The sequence below is a fragment of the Candidatus Poriferisodalis sp. genome (assembly GCF_965208485.1).
GTDB lineage: Bacteria > Actinomycetota > Acidimicrobiia > Acidimicrobiales > Poriferisodalaceae > Poriferisodalis.
Genome location: NZ_OZ242344.1, coordinates 1,710,258 through 1,734,027, shown reverse-complemented (window position 1 = coordinate 1,734,027; position 23,770 = coordinate 1,710,258). Strand labels below are relative to the sequence as shown.

The 23,770-nt window shown below is 68.0% G+C and carries 20 protein-coding genes; all 20 read left to right on the top strand.

All coding sequences use genetic code 11. From position 1 onward, the window contains the following. The first annotated feature begins 187 nt into the window (after positions 1 to 187). Positions 188 to 1,705: a YifB family Mg chelatase-like AAA ATPase gene (locus ACOGXQ_RS07975; RefSeq protein WP_419946875.1), complete on the top strand. Its 1,518-nt coding sequence runs from the start codon at positions 188 to 190 to the stop codon at positions 1,703 to 1,705. After that, a complete protein-coding gene (gene dprA, locus ACOGXQ_RS07970; protein ID WP_419946874.1) occupies positions 1,702 to 2,874 on the top strand; it encodes a DNA-processing protein DprA in 1,173 nt (390 codons plus the stop codon). The genes ACOGXQ_RS07975 and dprA overlap by 4 nt, the downstream gene beginning before the upstream one ends. A 21-nt stretch (positions 2,875 to 2,895) precedes the next feature. Next, positions 2,896 to 3,798, top strand: a complete 903-nt coding sequence (locus tag ACOGXQ_RS07965) for a tyrosine-type recombinase/integrase (protein ID WP_419946873.1) — start codon at positions 2,896 to 2,898, stop codon at positions 3,796 to 3,798. Between the two features lie 14 nt (positions 3,799 to 3,812). Further along, entirely contained in the window at positions 3,813 to 4,355 is a 543-nt protein-coding gene (locus ACOGXQ_RS07960; RefSeq protein WP_419946872.1) for a murein hydrolase activator EnvC family protein, read from the top strand. A 160-nt stretch (positions 4,356 to 4,515) separates the two neighbouring features. Then, positions 4,516 to 5,529: a 30S ribosomal protein S2 gene (gene rpsB / locus ACOGXQ_RS07955; protein ID WP_419946871.1), complete on the top strand. Its 1,014-nt coding sequence runs from the start codon at positions 4,516 to 4,518 to the stop codon at positions 5,527 to 5,529. Between the two features lies 1 nt (position 5,530). Further along, positions 5,531 to 6,337 carry a translation elongation factor Ts gene (gene tsf, locus ACOGXQ_RS07950; RefSeq protein ID WP_419946870.1) on the top strand — a complete coding sequence of 269 codons (807 nt, stop codon included), beginning with the start codon at positions 5,531 to 5,533 and terminating at the stop codon, positions 6,335 to 6,337. A gap of 8 nt (positions 6,338 to 6,345) precedes the next feature. Next, on the top strand, positions 6,346 to 7,140 hold the full coding sequence (gene pyrH / locus ACOGXQ_RS07945; protein ID WP_419946869.1) for a UMP kinase: 795 nt from the start codon (positions 6,346 to 6,348) through the stop codon (positions 7,138 to 7,140). A gap of 68 nt (positions 7,141 to 7,208) precedes the next feature. Continuing rightward, positions 7,209 to 7,775, top strand: a complete 567-nt coding sequence (gene frr / locus ACOGXQ_RS07940) for a ribosome recycling factor (protein ID WP_419946868.1) — start codon at positions 7,209 to 7,211, stop codon at positions 7,773 to 7,775. A gap of 20 nt (positions 7,776 to 7,795) precedes the next feature. Next, the gene (locus tag ACOGXQ_RS07935; RefSeq protein WP_419946867.1) at positions 7,796 to 9,166 is read left to right on the top strand and encodes a phosphatidate cytidylyltransferase; all 1,371 of its coding nucleotides are present in this window, start codon (positions 7,796 to 7,798) and stop codon (positions 9,164 to 9,166) included. 69 nt (positions 9,167 to 9,235) lie between these two features. After that, a complete protein-coding gene (dxr, locus tag ACOGXQ_RS07930) occupies positions 9,236 to 10,390 on the top strand; it encodes a 1-deoxy-D-xylulose-5-phosphate reductoisomerase (RefSeq protein WP_419946866.1) in 1,155 nt (384 codons plus the stop codon). Next, positions 10,387 to 11,649, top strand: coding sequence for a M50 family metallopeptidase (locus tag ACOGXQ_RS07925; protein ID WP_419946865.1), 1,263 nt, complete (start codon positions 10,387 to 10,389; stop codon positions 11,647 to 11,649). Before dxr ends, ACOGXQ_RS07925 begins: the two co-directional genes overlap by 4 nt. Positions 11,650 to 11,662: 13 nt before the next feature. Then, positions 11,663 to 12,874: a flavodoxin-dependent (E)-4-hydroxy-3-methylbut-2-enyl-diphosphate synthase gene (ispG, locus tag ACOGXQ_RS07920; protein WP_419946864.1), complete on the top strand. Its 1,212-nt coding sequence runs from the start codon at positions 11,663 to 11,665 to the stop codon at positions 12,872 to 12,874. 190 nt (positions 12,875 to 13,064) lie between these two features. Continuing rightward, positions 13,065 to 13,679 carry a ribosome maturation factor RimP gene (rimP, locus tag ACOGXQ_RS07915; protein ID WP_419946863.1) on the top strand — a complete coding sequence of 205 codons (615 nt, stop codon included), beginning with the start codon at positions 13,065 to 13,067 and terminating at the stop codon, positions 13,677 to 13,679. Continuing rightward, positions 13,676 to 14,902, top strand: a complete 1,227-nt coding sequence (nusA, locus tag ACOGXQ_RS07910) for a transcription termination factor NusA (protein ID WP_419946862.1) — start codon at positions 13,676 to 13,678, stop codon at positions 14,900 to 14,902. Before rimP ends, nusA begins: the two co-directional genes overlap by 4 nt. 107 nt (positions 14,903 to 15,009) lie before the next feature. Then, the gene (gene infB, locus ACOGXQ_RS07905; protein ID WP_419946861.1) at positions 15,010 to 17,814 is read left to right on the top strand and encodes a translation initiation factor IF-2; all 2,805 of its coding nucleotides are present in this window, start codon (positions 15,010 to 15,012) and stop codon (positions 17,812 to 17,814) included. 47 nt (positions 17,815 to 17,861) lie between these two features. Beyond that, on the top strand, positions 17,862 to 18,230 hold the full coding sequence (locus tag ACOGXQ_RS07900; protein ID WP_419946860.1) for a ribosome-binding factor A: 369 nt from the start codon (positions 17,862 to 17,864) through the stop codon (positions 18,228 to 18,230). An 83-nt stretch (positions 18,231 to 18,313) separates the two neighbouring features. Further along, positions 18,314 to 19,093 carry a tRNA pseudouridine(55) synthase TruB gene (truB, locus tag ACOGXQ_RS07895; RefSeq protein ID WP_419946859.1) on the top strand — a complete coding sequence of 260 codons (780 nt, stop codon included), beginning with the start codon at positions 18,314 to 18,316 and terminating at the stop codon, positions 19,091 to 19,093. A 168-nt stretch (positions 19,094 to 19,261) separates the two neighbouring features. Continuing rightward, positions 19,262 to 20,206, top strand: coding sequence for a bifunctional riboflavin kinase/FAD synthetase (locus tag ACOGXQ_RS07890; RefSeq protein WP_419946858.1), 945 nt, complete (start codon positions 19,262 to 19,264; stop codon positions 20,204 to 20,206). 259 nt (positions 20,207 to 20,465) lie between these two features. After that, a complete protein-coding gene (rpsO, locus tag ACOGXQ_RS07885; protein ID WP_419946857.1) occupies positions 20,466 to 20,738 on the top strand; it encodes a 30S ribosomal protein S15 in 273 nt (90 codons plus the stop codon). 159 nt (positions 20,739 to 20,897) lie between these two features. Next, positions 20,898 to 23,399 (top strand): polyribonucleotide nucleotidyltransferase, encoded by a 2,502-nt coding sequence (locus ACOGXQ_RS07880; protein ID WP_419946856.1) that lies wholly within the window; start codon positions 20,898 to 20,900, stop codon positions 23,397 to 23,399. The last annotated feature ends 371 nt before the right edge of the window (positions 23,400 to 23,770 follow it).

The window sequence follows — 23,770 nt, the reverse complement described above, 5'->3', positions numbered from 1 at the left end:
AAAATCATGGTGCATGCCGACGGTCGGTGATCTACGGTGCACCACGAGGTCCCAGCGGCAGCGGGGACAGTTCCCCGGCCGCCGCACGACCCGCTGACCTGATCGTGGCCCCCCGGCGGGCCTCCTCGAAGAACCCGGGCGGCGCTCGCTGCGAGCAGCGTCCGATTCCTGCTGCTGGAGGAGGCCCATGCTGGCTGCTGCAACCGCCGCGATGCTCGTCGGCGTGGACGGACACGTTGTCACCGTCGAAGTTCACGTCTCGGACGGCCTGCCCTCGTTCACCATTGTCGGTCTGCCCGATGCAGCGTGCCGCGAGGCACGCGATCGGGTTCGGGCTGCCGTGCTGTCGTCCGGACTCAAGTGGTCCCCGCGCCGTGTGACGGTGAACCTGGCCCCGTCGGGCCTGCGCAAGGGCGGAGCGGGTCTGGACTTGGCGATCGCCGTGGCATTCCTGGCTGTCACCGAACAGGTGCCGGCTGAGTCGCTGCACGGCAAGGCGTTCGTCGGGGAGCTCGGCCTCGATGGCGCGATCCGGACCGTTGTCGGCGTCTTGCCGCTGGTCGATGCGCTGCGCGATCGCGCCGTCGTGATTGCGCCCGAGTCCTATCACGTTGCCCTGGCCGTCGATCCGATCGCCGTCCGCACGGCACGATCCCTAGGCGAGTTGGCGTCGGTGCTGGCAGGCCAGTCGCCATGGCCCGATCCGCCTGCAGTTCTGCCTCAGCCGCCGGCGCCGGCAGTGCCGGACCTCGGCGATGTCGTCGGGCAGCCGTTGGCGCGCCGGGCGATCGAGGTGGCCGCAGCAGGCGGTCACCACCTGCTGATGCTGGGTCCGCCTGGCGCTGGCAAGACGATGCTGGCACGCCGCTTGGTGGGCCTGCTGCCCGAGCTCAGCCGCGAGCGCGCCATCGAGGCGACGCGGGTCCAGTCGGCAGCAGGACTGCCGCTGCCGACGGGTCTCGCGACCCGCCCGATACTTCGGAACCCGCATCACACGGCGACCATGGCGGCGCTCATCGGCGGAGGCTCGTCGGCGATCCGCCCCGGGGAGGTCTCCCTCGCGCATCGCGGCGTGCTGTTCCTCGACGAGCTCGGCGAATTCGCGCCGAGCGTGCTCGACGCGATGCGCCAGCCGATCGAAGAGGGCGTAGTGCGGGTGAGTCGTGCGTCGGGCGCATGCGTGTTTCCCGCCCGTTTCTTGCTGGTGGCAGCCATGAATCCGTGCCCATGCGGGCAGGCGGGTCGCCCCAATGCCTGCCGCTGCTCCGACCACATCCGGCTGAGGTACCTGCGGCGGCTGTCAGGACCGCTGCTTGACCGCTTCGACCTCCGTGTTCAGGTGCAGCGCCCGGACCCCGACCAACTGCTCGACGGAATCCGCGGCGAGTCCACCGAGACGGTCGGCGCTCGGGTGGCGGCAGCACGTGATCGAGCGGCGGCCCGCGGGGTGGAGACGAATGCCGAGCTGTCGGGGGAGCTGCTCGAACTTCACGCTCCGCTCACCGCTTCCAGCCGCGACGAGCTGCGTCGGCGCCTGCGGAAGGGATTGCTCAGCGGCCGTGGCCTCAAGCGTGTCCGTTGCGTCGCCTTGACGCTGTGCGACCTCGCGGGCGAGGAGCCGCTGATCGACGCAGCGCGCCTGAACGAAGCGCTGACGCTGCGTGCGAGCGTCGGCAACCTGCACATACCCGCCGCAGCGCGATGACGGGCCTGCTGGACGCCGCGCTGATCGATGGCGACGCTGCCCCGGAGCTCGGCGCACTGGCGGAGCTTTGCTCGCTGCCCCGGATCGGTCCAGCGCGCCTGCGCGCCCTGCTGCGCGACCGCAGCGCGCTCGACGCCATCGAGGACCTGCGGTGCGGGAATGCTGAGACGCTGGCCGCGCTGAGCGCATGCCGCGGCATGGACCAGGTGTTGGCGGCGACCTGGCAGCAGCGTGCGTCCGCAGCGATCGCCGAAGCAGCGCGCAGTGGGCGCCATGTCGGGGCTGATCTGCTGGAGGCACATGCTCGGCAGAGCGTCTGGTTGCACTTGCCGTCCCGCGGCAGGGCCGCCGAGTTGTGGGAAACCGATCCCGAACCCCCAGCCGTGCTGTTCGGCCAGGGAGCGCCCGTCGACCTCTCCCTGCGGCGGGTCGGCATCGTGGGCACTCGCCGGTGCAGTGCGTACGGGCGCACCGTTGCCCGGCTGCTCGGCGAGGGACTCGCTGCGGAGGGCGTCGCTGTCGTCTCGGGTCTGGCCACGGGCATCGACGGCATCGCCCAGCGGGCAGCACTCGATGAGGGGGGACCCGTGATCGGCGTGGTCGGCAGCGGGCTCGACTGTGTCTATCCGACCGCGAATCGCGCTCTGTGGGCCGACGTCGGCGAGCACGGCACGCTGCTCAGTGAGTACCCGCTCGGCACGCACCCGGCGCCGTGGCAATTCCCGGCACGCAATCGCATCGTGGCGGCGCTGTGCGAGCTGCTCATCGTGGTCGAGTCCGGCCCCGCGGGCGGCTCCATGTACACGGTCGAGGCTGCGGTCGAGCGCGACCGCACCGTGATGGCCGTTCCGGGGCCGATCACCAGCAACGCCTCGAGCGGCACGAATCGACTGCTGGCCGACGGATGTGCACCTGTGTGCAGTGTGGATGACGTGCTGCTGGCGTTAGGCGCCACAGGGGGCGGCGCTGCTGCGGCAACGATCGCTCGACCGCCCGATGACCCGCTCGAACGTGAGCTGCTGGACGAACTCACCGCCGGGGGGCGCTCGGTCGATGAGCTGGCCCTGTGCGTGGACGCACCTCTGGGCGATCTGGCGACGGCGCTCGGACGACTGCAGCTGTCGGGGTGGGTCAGCGAGACCGGCGGCTGGTGGGAGAAGTCCCGATGACCCATCGGTACTGTGGTTCTGGTGACCTATGCGCCTGCGACGTGGCGAGTCGGAGAGTTCGTGCTGTCGCTGACGGCGGCTTCGGAGGCGACCAAGCGTGCCTACCGGACCGACGTGATCCAGTTCGCCGAGTGGGCCTCTCGCTCCGGCCTCGACGAACCCGGCGCCGTCGACCGGCGCCGTCTGCGGCGTTACGTCGCCTTCTTGGGGGTACGCGGCCTGTCCCGTCGATCGGTGGCGCGCAAGGCCTCCGCGCTCCGGCGCTACTTCGGCTGGTTGGCGCGCGACGGGGCGATCGATGCCGATCCTTCCATCGGGCTCGCTGCTCCCGCCGGCTCCGGACGCCTGCCCCGCGTACTGGGGGCGGCCGAGGTCTCCGAGATGCTGGGCGCCGGCACGGTGCCCGACGACGCGGCCGAATTGCGAGACCTGCTCGTGCTCGAATTGCTCTATGGCAGCGGGCTGCGGGTCGCCGAGCTGTGCCAGCTCGACCGGGGCGCATGCTTGGCTGGCGACCGGCATGTCGAGGTGGTCGGCAAGGGCGGCAAGCACCGGCGAGTCCCGCTCAGCGAACCGTCTATCGAGATGCTCGCAGCGTGGCGCAACGGCGGCGGCGACGACTTCGACACTCAGCATCTGCGCTGCCCGGGCGACCGCGATCCGGCAGCGTTGTTCGTGAACTTGCGCGGCAACCGGCTGGGACCCCGCGACGTGCAGCGGATCCTCGACCGCCATGCGACACAACCGACCCATCCTCATGCGCTGCGGCACACCTACGCGACGCATCTGCTCGACGGGGGCGCCGATCTGCGGGTGGTGCAGGAACTGCTCGGCCACCAGCGGCTCGCGACCACGCAGATATACACCCGGGTGAGCAGGGAACGCCTGCGAGAGGCCTACGAGTCGGCGCACCCACGCGCCTGAGGCATGCGTCGGCGGTGCTCGCGGCCGTGTGCGCAGCGGCGCTGATCGCCGGCGCCACCCCTGCTTCAGCGCAATCCGCACCGGCGCCGACCTACATCTGGCCGGTGTCGGGAACAGTCGTCGATCCGTTCCGGCTGCCGTCGGGACCATACGGATCTGGCAATCGCGGCCTCGAGTTCGCGACGCAGCCGGGTGCGCCGTTCTGGGCGGCACGCGACGGCGTGGTCAGCTTCGCCGGCCCGGTCGGCGGCCGGCTGCACGTCACCGTCAGCCATCCCGACGGGCTGCGGGTCTCTTACTCAGGGGTCGCCGCCATCGAGACCGCCCGGGGTGAACGGGTGCAGCAGGGTCAGCGGCTCGGAACCGTGTCCGACCGGCTGCATGTCGGTGTGCGCCGGGGTGAGACCTACCTCGACCCGGCGCAGATCTTCGGACCCCGTCGCAGCTCTGGCGCCCGCTTCTCCTGGGAGCGCCCGAGGCTGGTGCTGCCTGCAGTCTCCGTGTACCGGCTGCAACTGAGCTGGTTACACTCCGGCGCTGGCACTGCGGTGCTGTGAGGCCCACGTCTTCGGAGACCGAGTCCCCGAGACGCCGGGTGCCGCTCGGACCGCGATGCAATCACCCGACGACTGATCAGCCGGGACGACCCCACGGTCACCGCTGCCTGCAGCGGTGTCGATCTCGGTGCAGAAACGCGAACCGTGGGGAGGAGCGCCCATGTCTGCTGTCGTGACCATGTCCGACTTGCTCACCGCCGGAGTCCATTTCGGCCACCAGACCCGTCGCTGGAATCCCAAGATGGAACGCTTCCTGTGGGGCGAGCGCAACGGGATCTACATCATCGACCTGCGGCAGACGCTTCAACTGATCGAAGCTGCCTATGCCTACGTACGCGACACGGTGGCGGGCGGCGGGACGATCCTGTTCGTCGGCACCAAGCGTCAGGCGCAGCACCCCATCCAGCGTCACGCGGTTGCGTGCGGCATGCCGTACGTCAACCAGCGCTGGCTCGGCGGGATGCTCACCAACTTCCGCACGATTCGCGGCCGGGTCGCCAAGATGCTCGAGTACGAGCGGATGCAGGCAGTCGGCGACTTCGACAACATGCCGAAGAAGGAAGCCCTCATGCACATGCGCGAACTCGCCAAGCTGCAGCGCAACCTCAGCGGCATACGCCAGATGGACAAGCTGCCCGATGCCGTGTTCGTGCTCGACACGCCCAAAGAGCACATCGCCGTAGCCGAAGCCGTCCGGCTGAAGCTGCCGGTCGTCGCAGTGGCCGACTCGAACTCCGATCCGGACCCGATCACCTACGTGATCCCCGGCAACGACGACGCCATTCGCTCGACCGAGCTGCTGTGCCGGGTCATGGCGGATGCTGCGCGGGAAGGCCAGTTCATGGCCGAGCGCAGCGGGGTGACGGTGCCGGCGGCGGGGGAGCGCTCGCCTGAGGAAGAGGCCCGGGTCGCTGCGCAGCAGGCCGAGGCGCAGCGAGCGGCGCTCGCTGAGGCCGCTGCCCGGGAGGCTCGCATCGCAGCCGGTCAGGCCGCCAAGGCAGCAGCGGCCGCGACAGTGCCCGACATGCGCCCGTCTGCGAGCCTTCCGCCGCCCCCTGATGCCCCCGGTGACGGCGAGCCGGTCGGCACCGACAGCAGTCCCGGCAGCGGAGCAGAGTCCCTCACCACATCCGACGGATCGGCCGTTTCAGACGGACCGGAAGGAGCCAGCTGACATGGCAGCGTTCACTGCGAAGGAAGTCCAGGCGTTGCGCAAGGTCACGGGCGCCGGGATGATGGATGCCAAGAACGCGTTGTCCCGCTGTGACGGCGATGCCGCGGCCGCGGCCCAGTGGCTGCGCGAGAACGGCATTGCATCGTCGTCGGCGCGCACAGTTCGCGACAGCAGTGACGGCGTCGTGGTGGGCCGGGTCGTCCGCAGCGGCAATGGCTCGGTGGGCGCCATCGTCGAGTTGCGCTGCGAGACGGACTTCGTGGCGAAGTCGGACGGATTCCGGGCCATGGCAGATCAGCTCCTCGACGCCGTGCTCAGCGGCGGGACAGACGCTGTCGCCGAATTCGCCGGAGCGATCGACGATCTCAGGATCACGCTCAAGGAGAACATCGCTGTCGGCGCCGCCGAGCGCTTCGAGGCGCCCGCAGGCGCCTGTCTCGACGCCTACGTCCATCAGCAGAACGGCCGCGGCGTCAACGCCGTGCTCGTCGAGATCGACGGTGCGTCACCGGAGGTAGCCCACGACGTAGCGCTGCACATCGCCAGCAGCAGACCCAGCTATGTCCGGCGCTCGGACGTGCCGGCGGACGTGCTCGACCGCGAGCGTGCAACGCTCGAAGCCCTGAGCCGCAACGAGGGCAAGCCCGAAGCGGCCTTGGGCAAGATCGTGGAGGGCCGCTTGGTGGGCTTCTTGCGCGAGCACACCCTGATGGAGCAGAAGTTCGTGAAGGACGAGAAGCGGACGATTGCCGATCTCGTCGGTTCGGCAAGCGTGACGCGCTTCGCCCAAGTAGAGATCGGACGCTGAGCACGCCGATGACTGCGGGCCTGTCTGATGTCCCGCCTGACGGTCAAGCCGTGCAGGCAGAGCCGCTGCGCCCCCGTCACTGCAAGCCGGCGGCGTGGAAGCGGGTAGTGCTGAAACTGTCGGGCGAGGCACTCGCCGACGAAGGGGGCAACAACGTCAGTTCGTCTCTGGTCGATCAGCTGGCGTCGGAGATCTCCGATGTCTGGGTCTCTCTTGAAGTCGACATTGCGGTGGTCGTCGGGGGCGGCAACATCTGGCGCGGCATGGCGGGTTCGATCGGTGGCATGGACCGTGCTCAGTCCGATCACATGGGCATGCTGGCCACCGTCATCAACGCGCTGGCCCTGCAAGATGCTCTCGAACGCCGTGATGTGCCGACACGGGTCATGACGGCAATCGGAATGGCGCAGATAGCCGAGCCCTACATCCGTCGCCGTGCCGTTCGCCACCTCGAGAAGGGGCGCATCGTGATCTTTGCGGCAGGCACCGGAAACCCGTTCTTCACTACTGACACGGCTGCCGCCCTTCGCGCGGCCGAAGTCGACGCCGATGTCGTGCTGAAGGGCACGCACTCGGGCATCGACGGTGTGTATACGGCCGATCCGCAGACTGATCCCGACGCCGAGCTTCTCGGCGAGGTCACGTTCCTCGAAGTTCTCTCCCGTGAGCTGGCCGTCATGGACTCCGCAGCCATCGCCGTATGCAAGGACAACGCCACTCCCATTGTCGTCTTCGACTTGATGACACGAGGCAACTTCCGGAGCGTCGTCGAAGGCGAGACGCTCGGCACGCTGGTGCGCTAGCTGCAACAGGAGCGCATTCCGGCACGGGGTCACGATGCCGCTTGCGTGCGCGGGAGTACGCTGATCGGGTGAGCGAATTCGCCGCCGAAATCTGTGCGGACGCTCGCCAGCGAATGCGCGGCGCTGTCGAGCACACTCGTGCCAATTTCGCCACCGTCCGCACAGGCAGGGCAACCCCGGCACTGGTCGAGAAGCTCCAGGTCGACTGCTACGGCGCGAACGTCCCTTTGCAGCAGCTCGCGGGCTTCTCGGTGCCCGAGGCGCGCATGCTGGTCATCCAGCCGTTCGACCGTGGTGCGCTGGATTCGATCTCCAAGGCGGTCATGGAATCGGACCTCGGCATCAACCCCTCCAGCGACGGCCATGTCCTGCGGCTCGTGTTTCCCCCGCTGACCGAGGATCGGCGCCGGGATCTGGTACGAGTGGTGAAACAGATGGCCGAAGACGGGCGTGTCGCGGTGCGCAACCTGCGTCGCAGCGCTCGTCACGATCTCGATACGCTCGAAAAGGAGAAGGAGATCTCCGCCGACCAGAAGCGCAGCTTCGAGAACGGGCTCGACGCCGATACGGCCAGGTTTGTGGGAGACATTGACCGGGCGCTGGACGCCAAGGAGCAGGAACTCCTCGAGGTTTGATCGAGCAGGTGTGAAGGTAGATGTCCGAGAGCAGCGAGCATCCGCCGAAGGACCTTGACGATGCTGCAGGCAGCCCTGAGATCCCCGACGAAACGCTGGGTTCGACGCGTCCGCTGGTGCGCTTCGAATCAGCCTCCGCCGATGCGCCTTCTCCGTCGGCCGCTGAACGAGAGCGCCGTGGAGGTTCGCGATTGTTCCCGCAGCTGCCCGACGACCCGCGTCTCGCTCGCGAAGCCGCTGCGCCGTCCGACGATCCCGATCCGTCCGGCTATGAACCGCTCTTCGATGCCCCGCCCGAAGAGACGACGCCACAGACTCCGCAGCCTGAGGTCCGACCGGCACCGGCTGAGGTCGCCGAAATCGACGAGACCGACGCGGCAACGATGACGGAGCTTCCGTCGGAGGCCGGTGCATCGACATCCGAACCTGATCGCTTTGCAGAATGGGCCCGGCTCGATGCGTCCGCATCGCACTGGCGCGAGGGAAGCCAGGACTACGAGGAGCGTGGAGTCGTGAGCGACGAAGCCCGAACTGTGCTGCACAGCGGTTTCCCTGATGCCGGTCGCAGCGGCCGCAACCTGCCGGCCGCCATCACCGTCGGCATCGCGCTGGCTGCGCTGTTCTTCGGCGCGCTCCGGCTCGGCGAAGCAGCGACCATCGCACTCATCACCATCGTGCTGGTGCTAGCTGCGGCGGAGTTCTACCGGGCGGCGCGGCCTCTGGGATACCGGCCGGCGACCTTGGCTGGCTTGGTCGGAGTCGGCGGCTTGACCGTCGGAGTCCACCTGCGGGGGATCGAGGCGTACCCGATCGTCATGGCGACCGTCGCCGTGACGATCTTCTGCTGGTTCTTGTTCGGCATCGAGCGCGATCACCCCACCGCAAATCTGGCCATAACGGCACTAGGGTTCTTGTGGGTCGGCGGGCTGGGTTCCTTTGCCGCGCTGATTCTGCGCGAGCCGAATGGGGACTCCTTGCTGATCGCGGCGGTGATCGGCACCGTCGTGTACGACGTCGGGGGGTACGTGGTCGGGCGCACGACTGGCCAGAGTCGGCTCGCGCCTCGCATCAGCCCCAACAAGACCCACGAGGGGCTCATCGGGGGCATCGTGCTCTCGGTCGCCGTGACCACGCTTGTCATGAACAGATTCCCCGGCGTGTTCCCGTGGACTGGGAGCCTGCTCGACTCGCTGTGGCTGAGCCTTGCCGTGGCGCTCGCTGCGCCGCTGGGCGACCTCTCTCAGTCGCTGGTCAAGCGCGATGTCGATGTGAAGGACATGGGCAGCCTGCTGCCTGGTCACGGCGGTGTCTTCGATCGCTTTGACGCGCTGCTCTTCGCATTGCCGGTCGCCTACTTCGTCGGCGCGAACGTACTGGCCATCTCGCCGTGAGCGCGACGTCGATGCATCCACGACCACGCATTGCTGCGGCCCGCGACGTTCTTGTCCTCGGGTAGTGCCGTGGGTGCGACGACCGTCGCGGTGCTTGGCTCGACGGGTTCGATCGGCGTCCAGACGCTGGAGGTGGTGCGCGCAGAGCCGGATCGCTTCGAGGTGGCTGCGCTGGCTGCGCGCAGATCGGTCGGCGAGCTCGCCGCGCAGGCCGCGGAGTTCCGGCCGGCCATCGTGGGCATCGCTGAGGGCGCACTGGCATCAGAGTTGAAGGCGGCAGTACCCGCGGGCGTCGATGTGGTGTCGGGTCCCGACGCATTCGCCGCCCTCGCGGACACGGCCGATGTCATTGTGAACGGCGTCGTTGGATTCGCCGGCCTGAGCGTCACGCTGGAGACGCTGCGGGCCGGAAGGCGATTGGCATTGGCGAACAAGGAGAGCCTGATTGCCGCTGGGCCGCTCGTGCAGCCGCTGCTGTCTCAGCCGGGTGCACAATTGATCCCGGTGGACAGCGAGCACAGCGCCGTGCACCAGTGCCTGGCGGGCCAGTCCTCGACGCCGGAGCGGCTGATCCTCACCGGCAGCGGCGGCCCGTTCCGCGGCCGCAGCGCCGCTGAGCTGCGCGAGGTCACGGTCGCGGATGCCCTCGCGCATCCCACTTGGTCGATGGGGCCGAAGATCACCGTCGATTCCTCGACGCTCATGAACAAAGGGCTTGAGGTCATCGAGGCGCACGAACTGTTCGGCGTGGATTACAGCCGCATCGACGTGCTCATCCAGCCCCAGTCGGTGATCCACTCGATGGTCACGTTCGGCGACGGCAGCACCGTTGCGCAGCTCTCCATGCCGGACATGCGCCTGCCGATCGGCTACGCCTTGGCGTACCCCGAGCGCATTGCCACGCCGTTCGGAGCGGTCGACTGGGCCGGGCTCGGCAGCCTCACCTTCGAGCTTCCCGACACCGACACCTTCCGCTGCTTGGGATTGGCGTACGAGGCAGGGCGAACCGGCGGCACAGCGCCGGCGTGGCTGAACGGGGCCAATGAGGAGGCCGTCGCAGCATTCCTGGACGGACGGCTGCGGTGGCACGAGATCGCCGGCGTCATCGAGCACGCCATGGGACAGCACGACGGTGCTGCCGCAGACTGCGCAGCAGCCGTGATCGCGGCGGACAGCGCGGGTCGCCGCCATGCCGCCGATGCCGTGAGCAGGACTGCGGCATGAAGGGCTACTCATCTGATGAGCACCCATCGGAGACGGGCGGGCACGCGACCGCGCGGAGTCCTGCGATGCACAGGCTCGGACGGACTGCGGCCCTCGTCGCGCTGGGCTACTTGGCATGGCAGTGGCCCTTGGCCGTCGGGGCTGCAGCGGTGCTAGCCGGTGTGCTGTTCATGCACGAACTCGGCCACTTCGTCACAGCCCGCGCCGTCGGCATGAAGGCCACCGACTTCTTCTTGGGGTTCGGCCCCAGACTGTGGAGCTTCCGGCGGGGCGAGACGACCTACGGTCTGCGGGCCTTGCCGCTGGGCGCATACGTGCGCATCATCGGAATGTCACGTGCCGATCTGGTCGATCCGGCCGATGAGAGCCGAGCCTTCCGGGTGAAGAGCTATCCGCGCCGGGCGTTGGTGGTATGCGCCGGTTCGCTCATGCATCTCTTGCTGGCGTTAGTTGCATTCGGGGCATTGCACGCAGTGTTCGGTGCCCCGGTCCTTGACGAAGACCGCTGGCAGGTTGCCGAGGTCGTCACGACGACCGGCGGCGTGGTGACTCCGGCGAGTGCTGCCGACATTGAGGTGGGTGACCGGATCGTGGCGGTGAATGACGCAGACACCCGAGACTGGGAATCGTTCATGGCCCAAGTGCAGTCACGGCCCGGCGAGCAGGTGCAACTCGACATTCAGCGAGATGGCAGCATCCTCACCGCTCAGGTGGCGCTGATGGCCCACCCCCAGACGGGGTCGGGCTTCCTCGGCGTCAGGGCATCTCAGGCCGTCGACTACCAGACGGTCGGCCTGCCCGTTGCAATGATTCGGGCAGTGCGAGACCTTGGGCAGTCCATCGCCGACTCGGTCTACGGCATCTGGGCGCTCTTCTCGAACATCGGTGACATCGTCGACCGCATCGTGTCGCCTCCGGGCGATCCGTCGGCAAGCAGCGATCTGGCGACGCGGCCAGTCTCGGTTGTCGGCATCGTCCACCTGGCCTCGCATGCGTCGCTGGGATGGTCAGAGCGAGTGCTCATGTTTGCGCTGGTGAACGTGTTCCTGGGAGTGTTCAACATGCTGCCGGTGCCTCCGTTCGACGGTGGCCATCTCGCGGTTGCCACCTATGAACGCTGGCGTGAGCGTGCGGGCCGGGAGCGCTACATGACGGACCCCAAGGCGTTGGCGCCTGTGGTTGCCGTCGCGGTCACCGCGCTCGTCCTGTTGGCGGCGGGCCTGCTGTACCTCGACATCGCCAACCCGATCGACCTGTGAGACCATCGCAGACATGAGCAGACCTCGCAGCTACGAGCGGCGCCGTACCCGGCAGGTGCATGTCGGCGGGGTCCCCGTCGGGGGCGGTGCGCCCGTCTCGGTGCAGTCGATGACGACCACCAAGACCTTCGACGTCAACGGAACACTTGCCCAGATCTATGCGCTGGCCGGTGCGGGGGCCGACATCGTGCGCTGCGCAGCGAATGACGTCGCTGCCGTCGAAGCGCTCGCTCAGATCGTTCCGCGGTCGCCTGTCCCGCTGGTGGCCGATATCCACTTCCAGTACCGGCTCGCGCTGGGGGCGCTCGATGCCGGGGTCGCCTGCCTGCGGTTGAACCCCGGCAACATCCGAAAGCCGGATCAGATACGGGCGGTGGCTGCCGAAGCACGCGATCGTGGAGTGCCGATTCGCATCGGTGTCAACGGCGGCTCGCTCGACCCCGATATCGAAGCCCGCTACGGCATGACGCCGACAGCGCTGGTCGAGTCGGCCAAGCGGGAACTCGGGTACTTCGACGAGGTGGGTTTCAACGACGTCAAGATCTCGGTGAAGGCGAGCGATGTGACGTTGATGGTGGAGTCCTACCGGATGCTCGCCGACAAACTCGACTTCCCTCTGCATCTCGGCGTCACCGAGGCCGGACCTCCGCCCGCCGGTCTCGTCAAGGCCACAGCAGGCATCGCGACCCTGCTGAATGAGGGCATCGGCGATACCATCCGCTACAGCCTGACTGCCGACCCGGTCGAAGAGGCCGCCGCCGGCCGGCAGCTGCTCGAAGCGTTGGGGCTGCGGGAGCGAAGCGGCGTCGATCTTGTCGCCTGCCCCGCCTGCGGCCGCGCCGAGGTCGACGTGATTGCCGTTGCGCAGCAGGCCCAGGAGGCGTTCGCGGACCTCGACCTGCCTGTGCAGGTGGCTGTGATGGGATGCGTGGTGAACGGACCCGGCGAGGCCCGCAGCGCCGATCTGGGCATCGCTGCTGGACGTGCGCGCGGGCATCTGTTCGTCAAGGGACAGGTCGTGGCGGTCGTTCCTGAGGACGACATGGTCGCTGCGCTCGTGGAATGGGCCAAGGTCGTGGTGGCCGACGGCGCGGATGCGGCGCTCGCGCGGGCCGAAGCAGGTGCAGCCGACGCAGCCGAAGCTGATCGTGCAGCGTTGATCAACGCCCAAGGCGACGATGTCAATCACGCGGCCGAACGAGTCGCCCTCATTCGGCGCCGGTAGCTGCCGGGGTGCTGGTCGAAGCAGGCTTCTGATCCGAGGCCAGCATCTGAGCTTTCGAACTCACTGGTAGCGTGGGGTTCTCAGGACAGTTTCGGCTGGTCATGGGTCTTGTGCACGCGCTTCGACTGACAGCGCTACCCCGCTGGCACAGCCCCAAGTCGGCCAGGGCGACGCGGACAGGGAGGTTGCGATGACGGACACCACTGCGGCCCCGCGCGCCCCCAAGACCAGTGTCCACCCGTCGGTGGTTGCCGAGCTCGCAGGCCCCATAGCGGACGAGGTCGGCTGTGCGCTGTATGACGTGCAGTGGCGAGGCGGGACGCTCGTGGTGCTCGTCTCCGCAGCCGCCGAGGGGGAGGTCGGCGTCGACGTGCTCAGCCGGCTCAGCCGTCGGCTCTCAGCGGAGCTGGATGCCGCAGACATGATTGAGGGACGGTATGTGCTCGAGGTCTCCAGCCCCGGACTCGAGCGCAAGTTGCTGCGTCCGGAGCATTTTGCGGGGGCCGTCGGCGAGCGGATCGTGATCCGCACCAGCGAGTCGCCACGGCGGCGCATCGTCGGTGAGATCACCCACGCCGACGCCAGCGGAGTCTCCGTGCATGTCGCAGAGCTGTCCGTGGGCGTCGAAGGCTCCCAGCAGGACTCGCTCGAATCCATCGGCCGAGCATTGACAGTGCCATACCGCGAGATCTCCAAGGCACGCACCACGTTCGAGTGGGGCGCGAGGCCGCCGAGGAAGTCCGGCCCTGGCAGCAGCGTTCAGAGCAAGTCGGACCGCACAGCGAGAGAAAGGCAGCGACGATGAACAGCCCGGAGATCATGGAAGCGCTCCAAGCACTCGCTGCCGAGAAGGGCCTGACCACCGAAGTGCTTCTCGAGGCAGTCGCCAACGGTCTCGAGTCGGCGTACAAGCGCCGCGAGGGTGCCGCCGAGCAGGCCTACGTCATCATCGACGAGTCGTTCAACATCACGGTGTACGCGCAGGAAGTCGATGAGCTCGGCAATGTGGTGCGCGAATGGGACGACACGCCGGACGACTTGGGTCGGATCGTCGCCCAGACCGTGCGCCAAGTGCTCAACCAGCGCATCCGCGAGGTCGAGCGTGATATGAAGTACGACGAATACGCTGGGCGCGAGGGCGACATCGTCACCGGCATCATCCAGCAGAACGACGCGCGCTACACCCTGCTGGACCTCGGCCGCGTCGAGGCGCTGCTGCCCCAGTCCGAGCAGGTCCCCTATGAGCGGCCCGAGCCGAACAGCCGCCTCAAGGCGTACATCGTCGAGGTGCGCAAGACCGCCAAGGGTCCGCAGATCGTCGTATCGCGCACGCACCCAGGGCTGATCCGGGAGCTGTTCAAGCTGGAGGTCCCTGAGATCTCCGACGGCGTCGTGGAGATGAAGGCGTGCGCTCGCGAACCCGGGCATCGGACCAAGATCGCCGTGTGGTCCAACGATTCCAATATCGACCCGGTCGGGGCGTGCGTGGGCGCCCGCGGCAGCCGTGTTCGCCAGGTGGTGAACGAGCTGCGCGGCGAGAAGATCGACATCGTCCCGTTCTCTGACGACCTGCACGACTTCGTGGCCAAGGCGCTGTCTCCGGCGAGGGTCCGCGAGGTTCGCTTCCACTCTGACAGGGGCGTGGCTGAGGTGATCGTGCCCGATCATCAACTGTCCTTGGCGATCGGCCGTGAGGGACAGAACGCTCGCTTGGCCGCCCGGCTCACCGGCTGGCGCATCGACATCAAGAGCGAGACGCAGATCGCCGAGGAAGAGGCCGGCTATGGCGGCGAGGACTGGGCCGAGGGCGAGTGGGTGACCGACGCTGAGACCGGCGAGCAGACTTGGGTCCCGGCTGACGGCAGCGAGGCGATCACTGCGGGGCAGTGGTCCGAAGCCGCCACTGAGCAGGCCGAGCTCGACGAGTCCGCCGTCGGCGCTCCCAACGGTGCCCTCGACGCGGCGCCGGAGGGCGAGGCTGCCTTGGAGTTCCCCGCAGAGGCTCTCACCGACCCCAGTACCCTTTGATCGGATCCGACGATGTACTAGGCCGATAGCCCGCTTCGTCGCATCCTCGTTACCTTTCGTCAGCCCCGCCGGGCGACGCACCACCTCCCGACAGAAAGACCGACCGCTTGTCGAAGAAAGTCCGTGTGCATGAGCTCTCCAAAGAGCTGGGCATGACGCTCACCGAGGTGCTCGACGTGTGCGAGTCGCTGGGCATCGGAGTGAAGACGCACTCGTCCAGCATGGAAGACGCCCAAGCGGACCGCGTCCGGCGCAGGGCGGCGCGCGAAGGATTGAGTCGCGACGAGCCGCGTCCTGAGGCACGCAAGGCACCCGCGAAGTCCACGGCGGCGGCCGGACGTTTGAGGGAGCTTGCCCAAGCGCCGACATCACGGCGTGCGGTGCCTGTTTCGACCGGACACCGGCCGGCTCCTGCTCCAGCACGCCCGGCCCGCCGCCCCGCAGCGGCGAAACTGCCTCCCGCTGAGCCTGAACCCCAGGCACCCGCTCCTGCGGCCGAGGCGCCCGCCCCCCCAGCGCCGTCTGCGGTCGCCGAGGGCGACGCTTCACCGGCCCCGCCGGGCATGCCGCCGCCGGAGATGCCGCCGCCGAGACGTCTGGTCACCTCCAGCGGCCAGGAATCCGCGCGCTCTGTTTTGCCGCCCCAGCGTTCCGTGGCACGCATCGACGATCCGCCCGCGCCGCGGGGCCCGGTGCCTTCCGACACGATCGAGCCAGATCTGCCGTTGCCCCCTCCCCGCCTGCCAGCGCCGCCCAAGTCGACCGATGGCCGCCCCATCCCGCCGCCGCCGGTTGCGCCCCGTTCGGGATCCGGCAAGCCGATCCCGCCGCCTCCGGGTCCGCCACGCACGTCCGCACGCTCGGGCGACTCGTACCGGACCGGTCCGCCGGGAGGATTCCGCCGACCGGCGGGCGGCAGTGAGCGGCCGCGCGGGGGTGCAGCACCAGCGGTCGGCAGACCCCATCCTGGCCCCGCCCCAGGCCGTCCAGGGGGACCGCCCGGCGGCCGTCCAAGCGGGCCTCGAGGCGCTCCGCCAAGGGGACGCGGCCGACCGCGCCGTCGCCGTCGCCGTCAGCGCGAAGAACTGCAGCCGCAGCAGCTCACCGCCTACACCCCGGTGGATGCACCGGTTCCAGAGGGCGAGATCGTCATCGAGCGCGGATCCACGGCACAGGACGTCGCGTCACGATTGAACCGTTCGGCTGCTGACATCGTGCGGTTCCTGCTGCAGCAGGGCGAGATGGTGACTGCCACGCAGTCGCTCAACGACGACATGATCGAACTCTTCGCCGCCGAGCTGGACGCGGAAGTGCGCATCACCGAGCCAGGCGCCGAGCAGGAAGAAGAGCTGCTGCGCGCTCTTGAGGTCGACCTCACCGAAGGCGGCGAACACACACGCCCGCCGGTCGTCACCGTCATGGGCCACGTCGACCACGGCAAGACGCTGCTGCTCGACCGCATCCGCTCCTCGAATGTCGCCGAGGGCGAGGCGGGCGGCATCACCCAGCACATCGGGGCCTACCAGACCAAGCGGGGCGACCATCTGATCACGTTCATCGACACTCCAGGCCACGAGGCGTTCACCGCGATGCGCGCTCGGGGGGCGCAGGCGACTGACGTAGTGGTGCTGGTGGTCGCGGCAGACGACGGCGTCATGCCGCAGACGGTTGAGGCCATCGACCATGCAAGCGCGGCAGATGTGCCGATCATCGTTGCGATCAACAAGATGGACCGCCTAGGCGCCGATCCTGATCGCGTTCGTGCCCAACTGGCGGAACGAGGCTTGGTTCCCGAGACCTACGGCGGTGAGGTGATCACCGTTCCCATGTCGGCGATGACCGGTGAGGGCATCGACGAACTGCTCGACCAGATCCTGCTGGTGGCAGAGCTCGAAGAGCTCACCGCGGATCCGACCGGCCGCGCGGTCGGCATCGTTCTCGAAGCGCACTTGGACCGTGGCCGCGGACCCGTTGCCACGGTGGTGGTGCAGCGGGGCACACTGGCTGTCGGCGAGCCGATGGTCGCGGGTGCCGCTTGGGGCCGAGTGCGTGCGATGACCGACGATCGCGGCAATCCGCTCAACGAAGCGGGTCCGTCCGCACCGGTGCAGGTGCTGGGTCTGGGCGAGGTGGCCCGCGCCGGCGACCTGTTCGTGGTGGCGCCGGACGAGAAGACCGCCGGCAAGGTGGCCGAGACCCGCGAGCACTGGCAGCGTCAGGCCAGCCTGGCCGGCACTGCGGGCGGCAGCGGCGGCGCCAAGCTGGAGGACATCTTCAAGCAGGCGCAGGCCGGCGAGACCGCCACCCTCAATCTCGTGCTCAAGGCCGATGTCCATGGCTCGCTCGAAGCGGTGACCGACAGCCTGCGCAAGCTCGAACGCGACGACGTCCAGCTGGCCTTCGTCAGCCGCGGAGTGGGCGGGATCAACGAGAATGACGTGCAGCTTGCGGCGGCATCGGAGGCCACGATCATCGGCTTCAACGTGCGGCCTGATCGCAATGCACGCCAGGCTGCCGAGGCCGAGAACGTCGAGGTCCGCCTCTACGAGATCATCTACGACCTCATCTCCGATGTGCAGAACGCCATGGTCGGGCTGCTCGAACCCACCTTTGAGGAGATCGTGGTGGGCGAGGCGCAGGTGCGCCAGGTCTTCCGCATCTCCGGTGTGGGTCCGGTGGCCGGCTGCGTGGTGGAGCACGGCAACGTGCGCAGCGGCACCAAGGTCCGGTTCTTGCGAGACGGCACGATCATCTGGAAGGGTTCGATCTCATCGCTGCGCCACTTCCAGGACGATGTCGCCGAGGTCTCCGCGGGCATGGAGTGCGGCATCGGTTTGAGCGACTTCTCCGATCTCAAGGAAGACGACGTGATCGAGGCCTACACCGAGCGCGAGATCGCCCGCGTCGCCTGAGAGAGTTCGCGTCGATGGCTCGTCGCCCACGCAGCCGGAGGCGCTCGATGCCGACTGCTCACCGGTACGAGCGCACCGACCGCGTCGGGACACTGGTGCGCAGCGTCGTGGCATCGGAGATGGAACGGCTCGACGAGGCGTTCGATGGGGTCGTCATCACCGGCGTGGATGTGGATCGCGAGCTGACGCTGGCTGTCGTCCACTACGACGTGCGCGACGCAGATGACGACGATTCAGCGGCGGCGGCGTTCGACGAGCACCACCACCGGCTTCAGCGAGCCCTCGGTGATCAGACGAGCTTGAGGCGGACTCCGGCTCTGCGCTTTCGGCGCGACTGCTCGGTGGTCGAGGCCGAGCGCATCGACGACCTGCTGGCAGGCATCGCTGCCGAGCGGGACGAGCCCGGCGAGCGCTGATGGCGCGACGCCGTCCTGCGACCACACATGGCACAGTCATCGTGGACAAGCCGACCGGGCCCACATCGCATGACATCGTTGCGATGGCGCGCCGACGCTTCGGCGAACGTCGCATCGGTCACGCCGGCACGCTCGATCCGTCAGCCACCGGCGTCCTGGTGGTCGGCATCGGCAATGCCACCCGCCTGCTGCGCTTCGCTACCGCGGGCCGCAAGACCTACGAGTGCGACATCGTCTTCGGCATCGTCACCAACACGCTGGACGCGGCCGGCGAGACCGTCGCGACGCACGACATGCGCCTCGACCCTTCCGGGGTCGCCGAGGCGGCAGCGGCTTTCGTCGGCACGATCTCGCAGCTGCCGCCGATGGTGTCGGCCGTGCGCGTCGGCGGGCGCCGGCTGCACGAGATCGCCCGTGCGGGGCAGACTGCGGCACGCGAACCGCGTGAGGTCGAGGTTTACCGCTTCGACACCCGGCCTACTGACGATCCGCTCGTCTACCGGACCCGTGTCGAGTGTGGCGCGGGCACCTATGTGAGATCGCTCGGCGCCGACTTGGGCGCAGCGCTTGGCGGAGGCGCGCATGTCCGCTCGCTGCGGCGGACGCGCAGCGGCGCCTTCACCGTGGCGGAGGCGGCGCCGGTCGCCGAGGCCGTGTTGCGCGAGCCTGCCGAGCTCGTGCGGGATCTCGGCCAGATCCGCCTGAGCGGAGACGAAACCGCTCGGGTCCGCAGCGGCACCCGCCTGCGGGCAGATCGCTACGAAGGTTCCGGACCATGGGCGCTCGTCGATCCTGACGGAATTCTCGTGGGGGTCCACGAGCGCAGCGGCGACCGGCTGCGCGCCACTGTCCTGCCGACGTAGCGGAGTCCGCCGGCCGAGAGGCTGGGCCGGCAGGAGAAGCCGTGGCCCGAGCGGCCCGCGAGCCCGATTCCAATCGAGATGGGGAACAAGAGCGGGAAACGACGAGTGCGACAACGGGAAAGCGGACCTTCTCGCGCGGCTTCGTAGTCGCTGAGTAGCGTTGGGCACATGGAGATCATCCGCGACTTGGACTGGTGTCCGGTGCTCGACCACGGCAGCGTCGTGACGGTCGGTGAGTACGACGGCGTCCACCGGGGGCACCGCACCGTGATCTCTGAGATGCACCGCTTGGCTGCCGAGCGGGGGTGTGCCACTGCGGTCGTGACCTTCGACCGGCACCCGGCCACGGTGGTACGGCCCGAATCGGCGCCCAAGCTGCTGTGCGACCTTGACCACAAGCTCGAGCTGCTCGCCGAGACCGGCGTCGACTGCACGCTGGTCGTCGCCTTCGACGAAGCTCAGGCCGCAGTGCCTGCCGAGGAGTTCGCACATCGGATTCTCGTCGGCTGCCTGTCTGCCAGGGCAGTGGTGGTCGGCGCCGATTTCCACTTCGGCAAGGGACGGCGCGGCAACATCGAGACACTGCGCCAGGTCGGCGTCGCCTACGGCTACGAGGTAGTCGGCCTCCCGCTCGTGAAGCAGATGACCGGCGACGGCGACGTCATCTCGTCCACGTCGATCCGCGAAGCGCTCGCAGCGGGCGATGTGGAGCGCGCCCACCGGCTGCTGGGGCGCCCGTTCGAGGTGCGGGGGGTCGTGACGGCCGGCGATCGGCGCGGCCGCCAGATCGGGGTGCCGACGGCCAATCTTCCCACTACGCCAGATCTGCAGATCCCCGCTGACGGCGTCTACGCAGCTTGGTACGCCCGCCCGGACGGCGCGCAGTATCCCGCAGCGGTCAACATCGGTCGCCGCCCCACCTTCTACGAGTTCGCTGAACGCTCGCTGATCGAAGCGCACCTGATCGGCTTCCGCGGCGACCTCTACCACGAATCCGCCAAGCTCAGCTTCGTCCGCAGGCTGCGGCCCGAGCGGCGCTTTGACGGTATTGAGGAGCTGAAGGCTCAGCTTCGCCGTGACATCGAAGACGCTGCTAAGTGCCTGCATGCCTGAGAGGCTGAGTCCCAAGCCTGAGCGGCCTGTGAGACTGGATCGAAGGGAGACTGGGGACAGCGGGAAGCAAGACTGTCGGCACTCAAGGGCGTTGCAGCGGGTCTCGCTGGTAGCCTCCAATCTGGAAGAGACAAGACAGATCGGCTGGGTCGCCCGGCCGGGTCGCCGCAGTGAGCTTCGGAATTGACTTCCTGGTCGCAATTGCAACAGGAATCGGGATGGCCGCTCGGTGCCGCAACAGAGGGAATACAGCAACGGCATGAGTGCCAAAAGATCAAGTCCAACGGCCGCGCTGATCGATGAACACCGTCATCACCAGACCGACACCGGATCGCCAGAGGTGCAGGTAGCGCAGCTCAGCGCGCGCATCGAGCACCTCACTGAACATCTCAAGACCCATCACAAGGATCACCACAGCCGCCGAGGGCTGCTCAAGCTCGTCGGGCGCCGGCGCAGGCTGCTCGACTACCTGGTCGCCAACGATGTCGAGCGCTACCGGGCTTTGATCGCAAAGCTCGGCCTCCGGCGCTGACGCAGCGGCCGGTCGCGTCCGACGCTCGCATATCGCATCGCGTCCGGCATGTGACGCAGCTTCCGGTACGCGGCAGGACTCCACACCATCGCATGAACAACATCCGGCACGCGGGCCGAAATTTGATACAGCAGTCCCGCATTCACTTCAGGAGAAACCATGGCTGAAGCCATTTCGGTCTCCGGTCCCATCGCAGGAACCGACAAGACCATCACCTTTGAGACTGGCGTGCTCGCCGGCCTCGCGAACGGGGCGGTCACGTCCCGCATCGGCGACACACAAGTGCTCGTCACCGCCACGGCGTCGAACCGTCCACGCGACGGCGCATCGTTCTTCCCGCTCACCGTCGACATCGAGGAGCGCATGTATGCCGTGGGCCGGATTCCCGGTTCGTTCTTCCGGCGCGAGGGGCGCGCATCCGACGATGCGATCCTCACCTGTCGGCTGATCGACCGCCCGCTGCGTCCGAACTTCCCCAGCGACTACCGCCACGACACCCACATCGTGGGCACGATCCTCGGCGCCGACCACGTCAACCCCTATGACATCGTGGCGCTCAACGGCGCTTCGGCGGCCCTGTGGCTGAGCGGCATCCCGTTCGAGTGCCCGATCGCCGGCGTGCGGATCGCCTACTCGGTCGACGGCGAGTGGATCCCGTTCGCCACCCACGAGGAGTCCGACGCCGCCACGTTCGAGATGGTGGTGGCCGGTCGCCAGCTGGACAGCGGCGACATCGCCGTGATGATGGTGGAGGCCGGCGGCACCGAGCGGGCCTTCGAGTACTACGCGGACGGCGCCCCCAAGGTCACCGAGGAGGTGCTGGCCAGCGGCCTCGAGGCCTCCAAGCAATGGATCGACGACATCATCGAGATGCAGAAGTCGCTCCGTCGCCTGGTCGAGGAGCAGTCCGGCCCGATCTCGCTGATGAAATACGTCTCCAGCAAGGACTGCTCCGACGAGGTGCTCGATCGCGTGCGCGAGGTTGCAGCCGACCGCATGCGTGAGGTCATGGCGATCGCCGACAAGGCCGAGCGCGAGGCCGCGCAGTCTGAGACGAGCAGCGCAGTCGTCGACGAGGTTGCCGAAGAATTCGCCGATCTCGATGACGCCAAGGACCAGATCCGCGAGGCCGTGAGGTCGCTGTCGAAGGAGATCGTGCGCGAGCGCATCGTGGCGGACGGTTTCCGCATTGATGGGCGGGCGACAGATGAGGTACGCCCGCTCTCGTCAGTTGCGGGCTATCTCGGGCGAACGGCTCATGGATCGGGTCTGTTCCAGCGCGGCGAGACCCAGGTGCTCAACGTGACCACGCTGGCGATGACCCGCATGGAGCAGATCGTCGACACGCTCAACCCGCAGGACCGGCGCCGGTTCATGCACCACTACAACTTCCCGCCGTTCTCCACTGGCGAGGCCGGCTTCATGCGCGGCCCGAAGCGGCGCGAGATCGGCCACGGCGCACTCGCCGGGCGAGCGATCTTCCCGGTCATCCCCTCCAAGGACGACTTCCCCTACGCCATCCGGCTCGTGTCCGACGTGCTGAGCTCGAACGGCTCCACCTCGATGGGCTCAGTGTGCGCGTCATCGCTGTCGCTGATGGACGCAGGTGTGCCGATTGTCGATCACGTGGCAGGCGTGGCGATGGGCTTGGTGCACGCGGATGGCAAGTACGTGACGCTGACCGACATCCTGGGCGCCGAGGATGCCTTCGGTGACATGGACTTCAAGGTGGCGGGCACCGAGGACGCGATCACGGCGCTGCAGCTCGACACGAAGATCGACGGCATCCCCGCCGAGGTGCTGGCTCAGGCGCTCTCCCAAGCACGCCAGGCTCGCCTGCAGATCCTCGAGGTCATGCGTGCGGCAATCGCCGAGCCGAGGCCGGACGTGGGAGAGACCGCTCCCAAGATCACGAGCTTCGAGATCCCGATCGACAAGATCGCCGAGGTCATCGGCCCGCGGGGCAAGGTCATCAACTCCATCCAGGAGGAGACCGGCGCCGACATCAACGTGGACGATGACGGCACTGTCGGCACGGTGAGCATTGGCGCCGCCAATCGCGAGGTCGTCGCGGAGGCCGAGCGTCAGATCCGGTTGATCGTCAACCCGCCGACGCCCGATGTCGGGACCGCCTACGAGGGCCGTGTCGTCAACATCACCAAGTTCGGTGCGTTCGTCAACGTGCTGCCTGGCACCGACGGGCTGCTGCACATCTCCAAGCTGGGCGGCAAGCGGCGGCTGAACGAGGTCACCGAAGTGCTCGAGCTGGGTGACGTGGTCAGCGTGATTGTCGAGGAGATCGATCCGAACGGCAAGATCAGCCTCTCGCCTGCTGATCCGACCCAGGTCGGCGGCGCCGAAGGCGACGCAGACGGGGCCGGTGGCGCTGCTCGTGCGCCGCGGCACGCACGCGACCGGGTCCGCGACAACGGCACTCGCCGTTCCCGCATGTCGGCAGCAGCGGTTGCGGCTGCGGACGGGGACGCCTCCTCAGCGGCTGATGCGAATGCGGCAAGCACATCGTCGCCGAGAGGTCCTGCCCGTGAGGACATGTCATTCAGCGAGCACTTTGAGCGGATCGCCCGCGACGTCTACGGTGACTTGGGTCCCGAGTCCGAGCAGTCCGCGCGCGGGCCGGGCCGCCGTCGCGGTCGGCGCTGATTGACGCAATCCGGCGGACCAGCCTTCTCGACTGCAAGTCCGTTTTCCCGTGTCCAGCCCAGATTCACCGGTGGTGTGGGGCCGGTGGGGTTGGTGACCGGCGACGGGGCGGGTGTTGAGCTGCTCGATCAGGTCCCACGAGAAGAACCTCGCATCCGCGCGGACCCTCAGCGCCGCGTCGGGCGCTAGGCGGCGCACCCGGTTCACGGTCTCGGCGACGAAGCGGACACGGCCCCGCTGAGAGGATTCGCTGCGCATCGGGATGCGCACGATCTCGCTGGTGTGGTCGCGGACCGCGACCGGCGGGTGACAGCCCGTCCGACCGCCAAGCCTCTCTCAACAGCAAGATGCCATCTCAGGGGGCTTTCCAG

Bases quoted from the DNA above. Each gene is read 5' to 3' on its own strand.
- ACOGXQ_RS07975 (WP_419946875.1), top strand. From the start codon at position 188: ATGCTGGCTGCTGCAACCGCCGCGATGCTCGTCGGCGTGGACGGACAC.
- dprA (WP_419946874.1), top strand. From the start codon at position 1,702: ATGACGGGCCTGCTGGACGCCGCGCTGATCGATGGCGACGCTGCCCCG.
- rpsB (WP_419946871.1), top strand. From the start codon at position 4,516: ATGTCTGCTGTCGTGACCATGTCCGACTTGCTCACCGCCGGAGTCCAT.
- tsf (WP_419946870.1), top strand. From the start codon at position 5,531: ATGGCAGCGTTCACTGCGAAGGAAGTCCAGGCGTTGCGCAAGGTCACG.
- pyrH (WP_419946869.1), top strand. From the start codon at position 6,346: ATGACTGCGGGCCTGTCTGATGTCCCGCCTGACGGTCAAGCCGTGCAG.
- ACOGXQ_RS07935 (WP_419946867.1), top strand. From the start codon at position 7,796: ATGTCCGAGAGCAGCGAGCATCCGCCGAAGGACCTTGACGATGCTGCA.
- ACOGXQ_RS07925 (WP_419946865.1), top strand. From the start codon at position 10,387: ATGAAGGGCTACTCATCTGATGAGCACCCATCGGAGACGGGCGGGCAC.
- ispG (WP_419946864.1), top strand. From the start codon at position 11,663: ATGAGCAGACCTCGCAGCTACGAGCGGCGCCGTACCCGGCAGGTGCAT.
- rimP (WP_419946863.1), top strand. From the start codon at position 13,065: ATGACGGACACCACTGCGGCCCCGCGCGCCCCCAAGACCAGTGTCCAC.
- nusA (WP_419946862.1), top strand. From the start codon at position 13,676: ATGAACAGCCCGGAGATCATGGAAGCGCTCCAAGCACTCGCTGCCGAG.
- ACOGXQ_RS07900 (WP_419946860.1), top strand. From the start codon at position 17,862: ATGCCGACTGCTCACCGGTACGAGCGCACCGACCGCGTCGGGACACTG.
- truB (WP_419946859.1), top strand. From the start codon at position 18,314: ATGGCGCGCCGACGCTTCGGCGAACGTCGCATCGGTCACGCCGGCACG.
- ACOGXQ_RS07890 (WP_419946858.1), top strand. From the start codon at position 19,262: ATGGAGATCATCCGCGACTTGGACTGGTGTCCGGTGCTCGACCACGGC.
- rpsO (WP_419946857.1), top strand. From the start codon at position 20,466: ATGAGTGCCAAAAGATCAAGTCCAACGGCCGCGCTGATCGATGAACAC.
- ACOGXQ_RS07880 (WP_419946856.1), top strand. From the start codon at position 20,898: ATGGCTGAAGCCATTTCGGTCTCCGGTCCCATCGCAGGAACCGACAAG.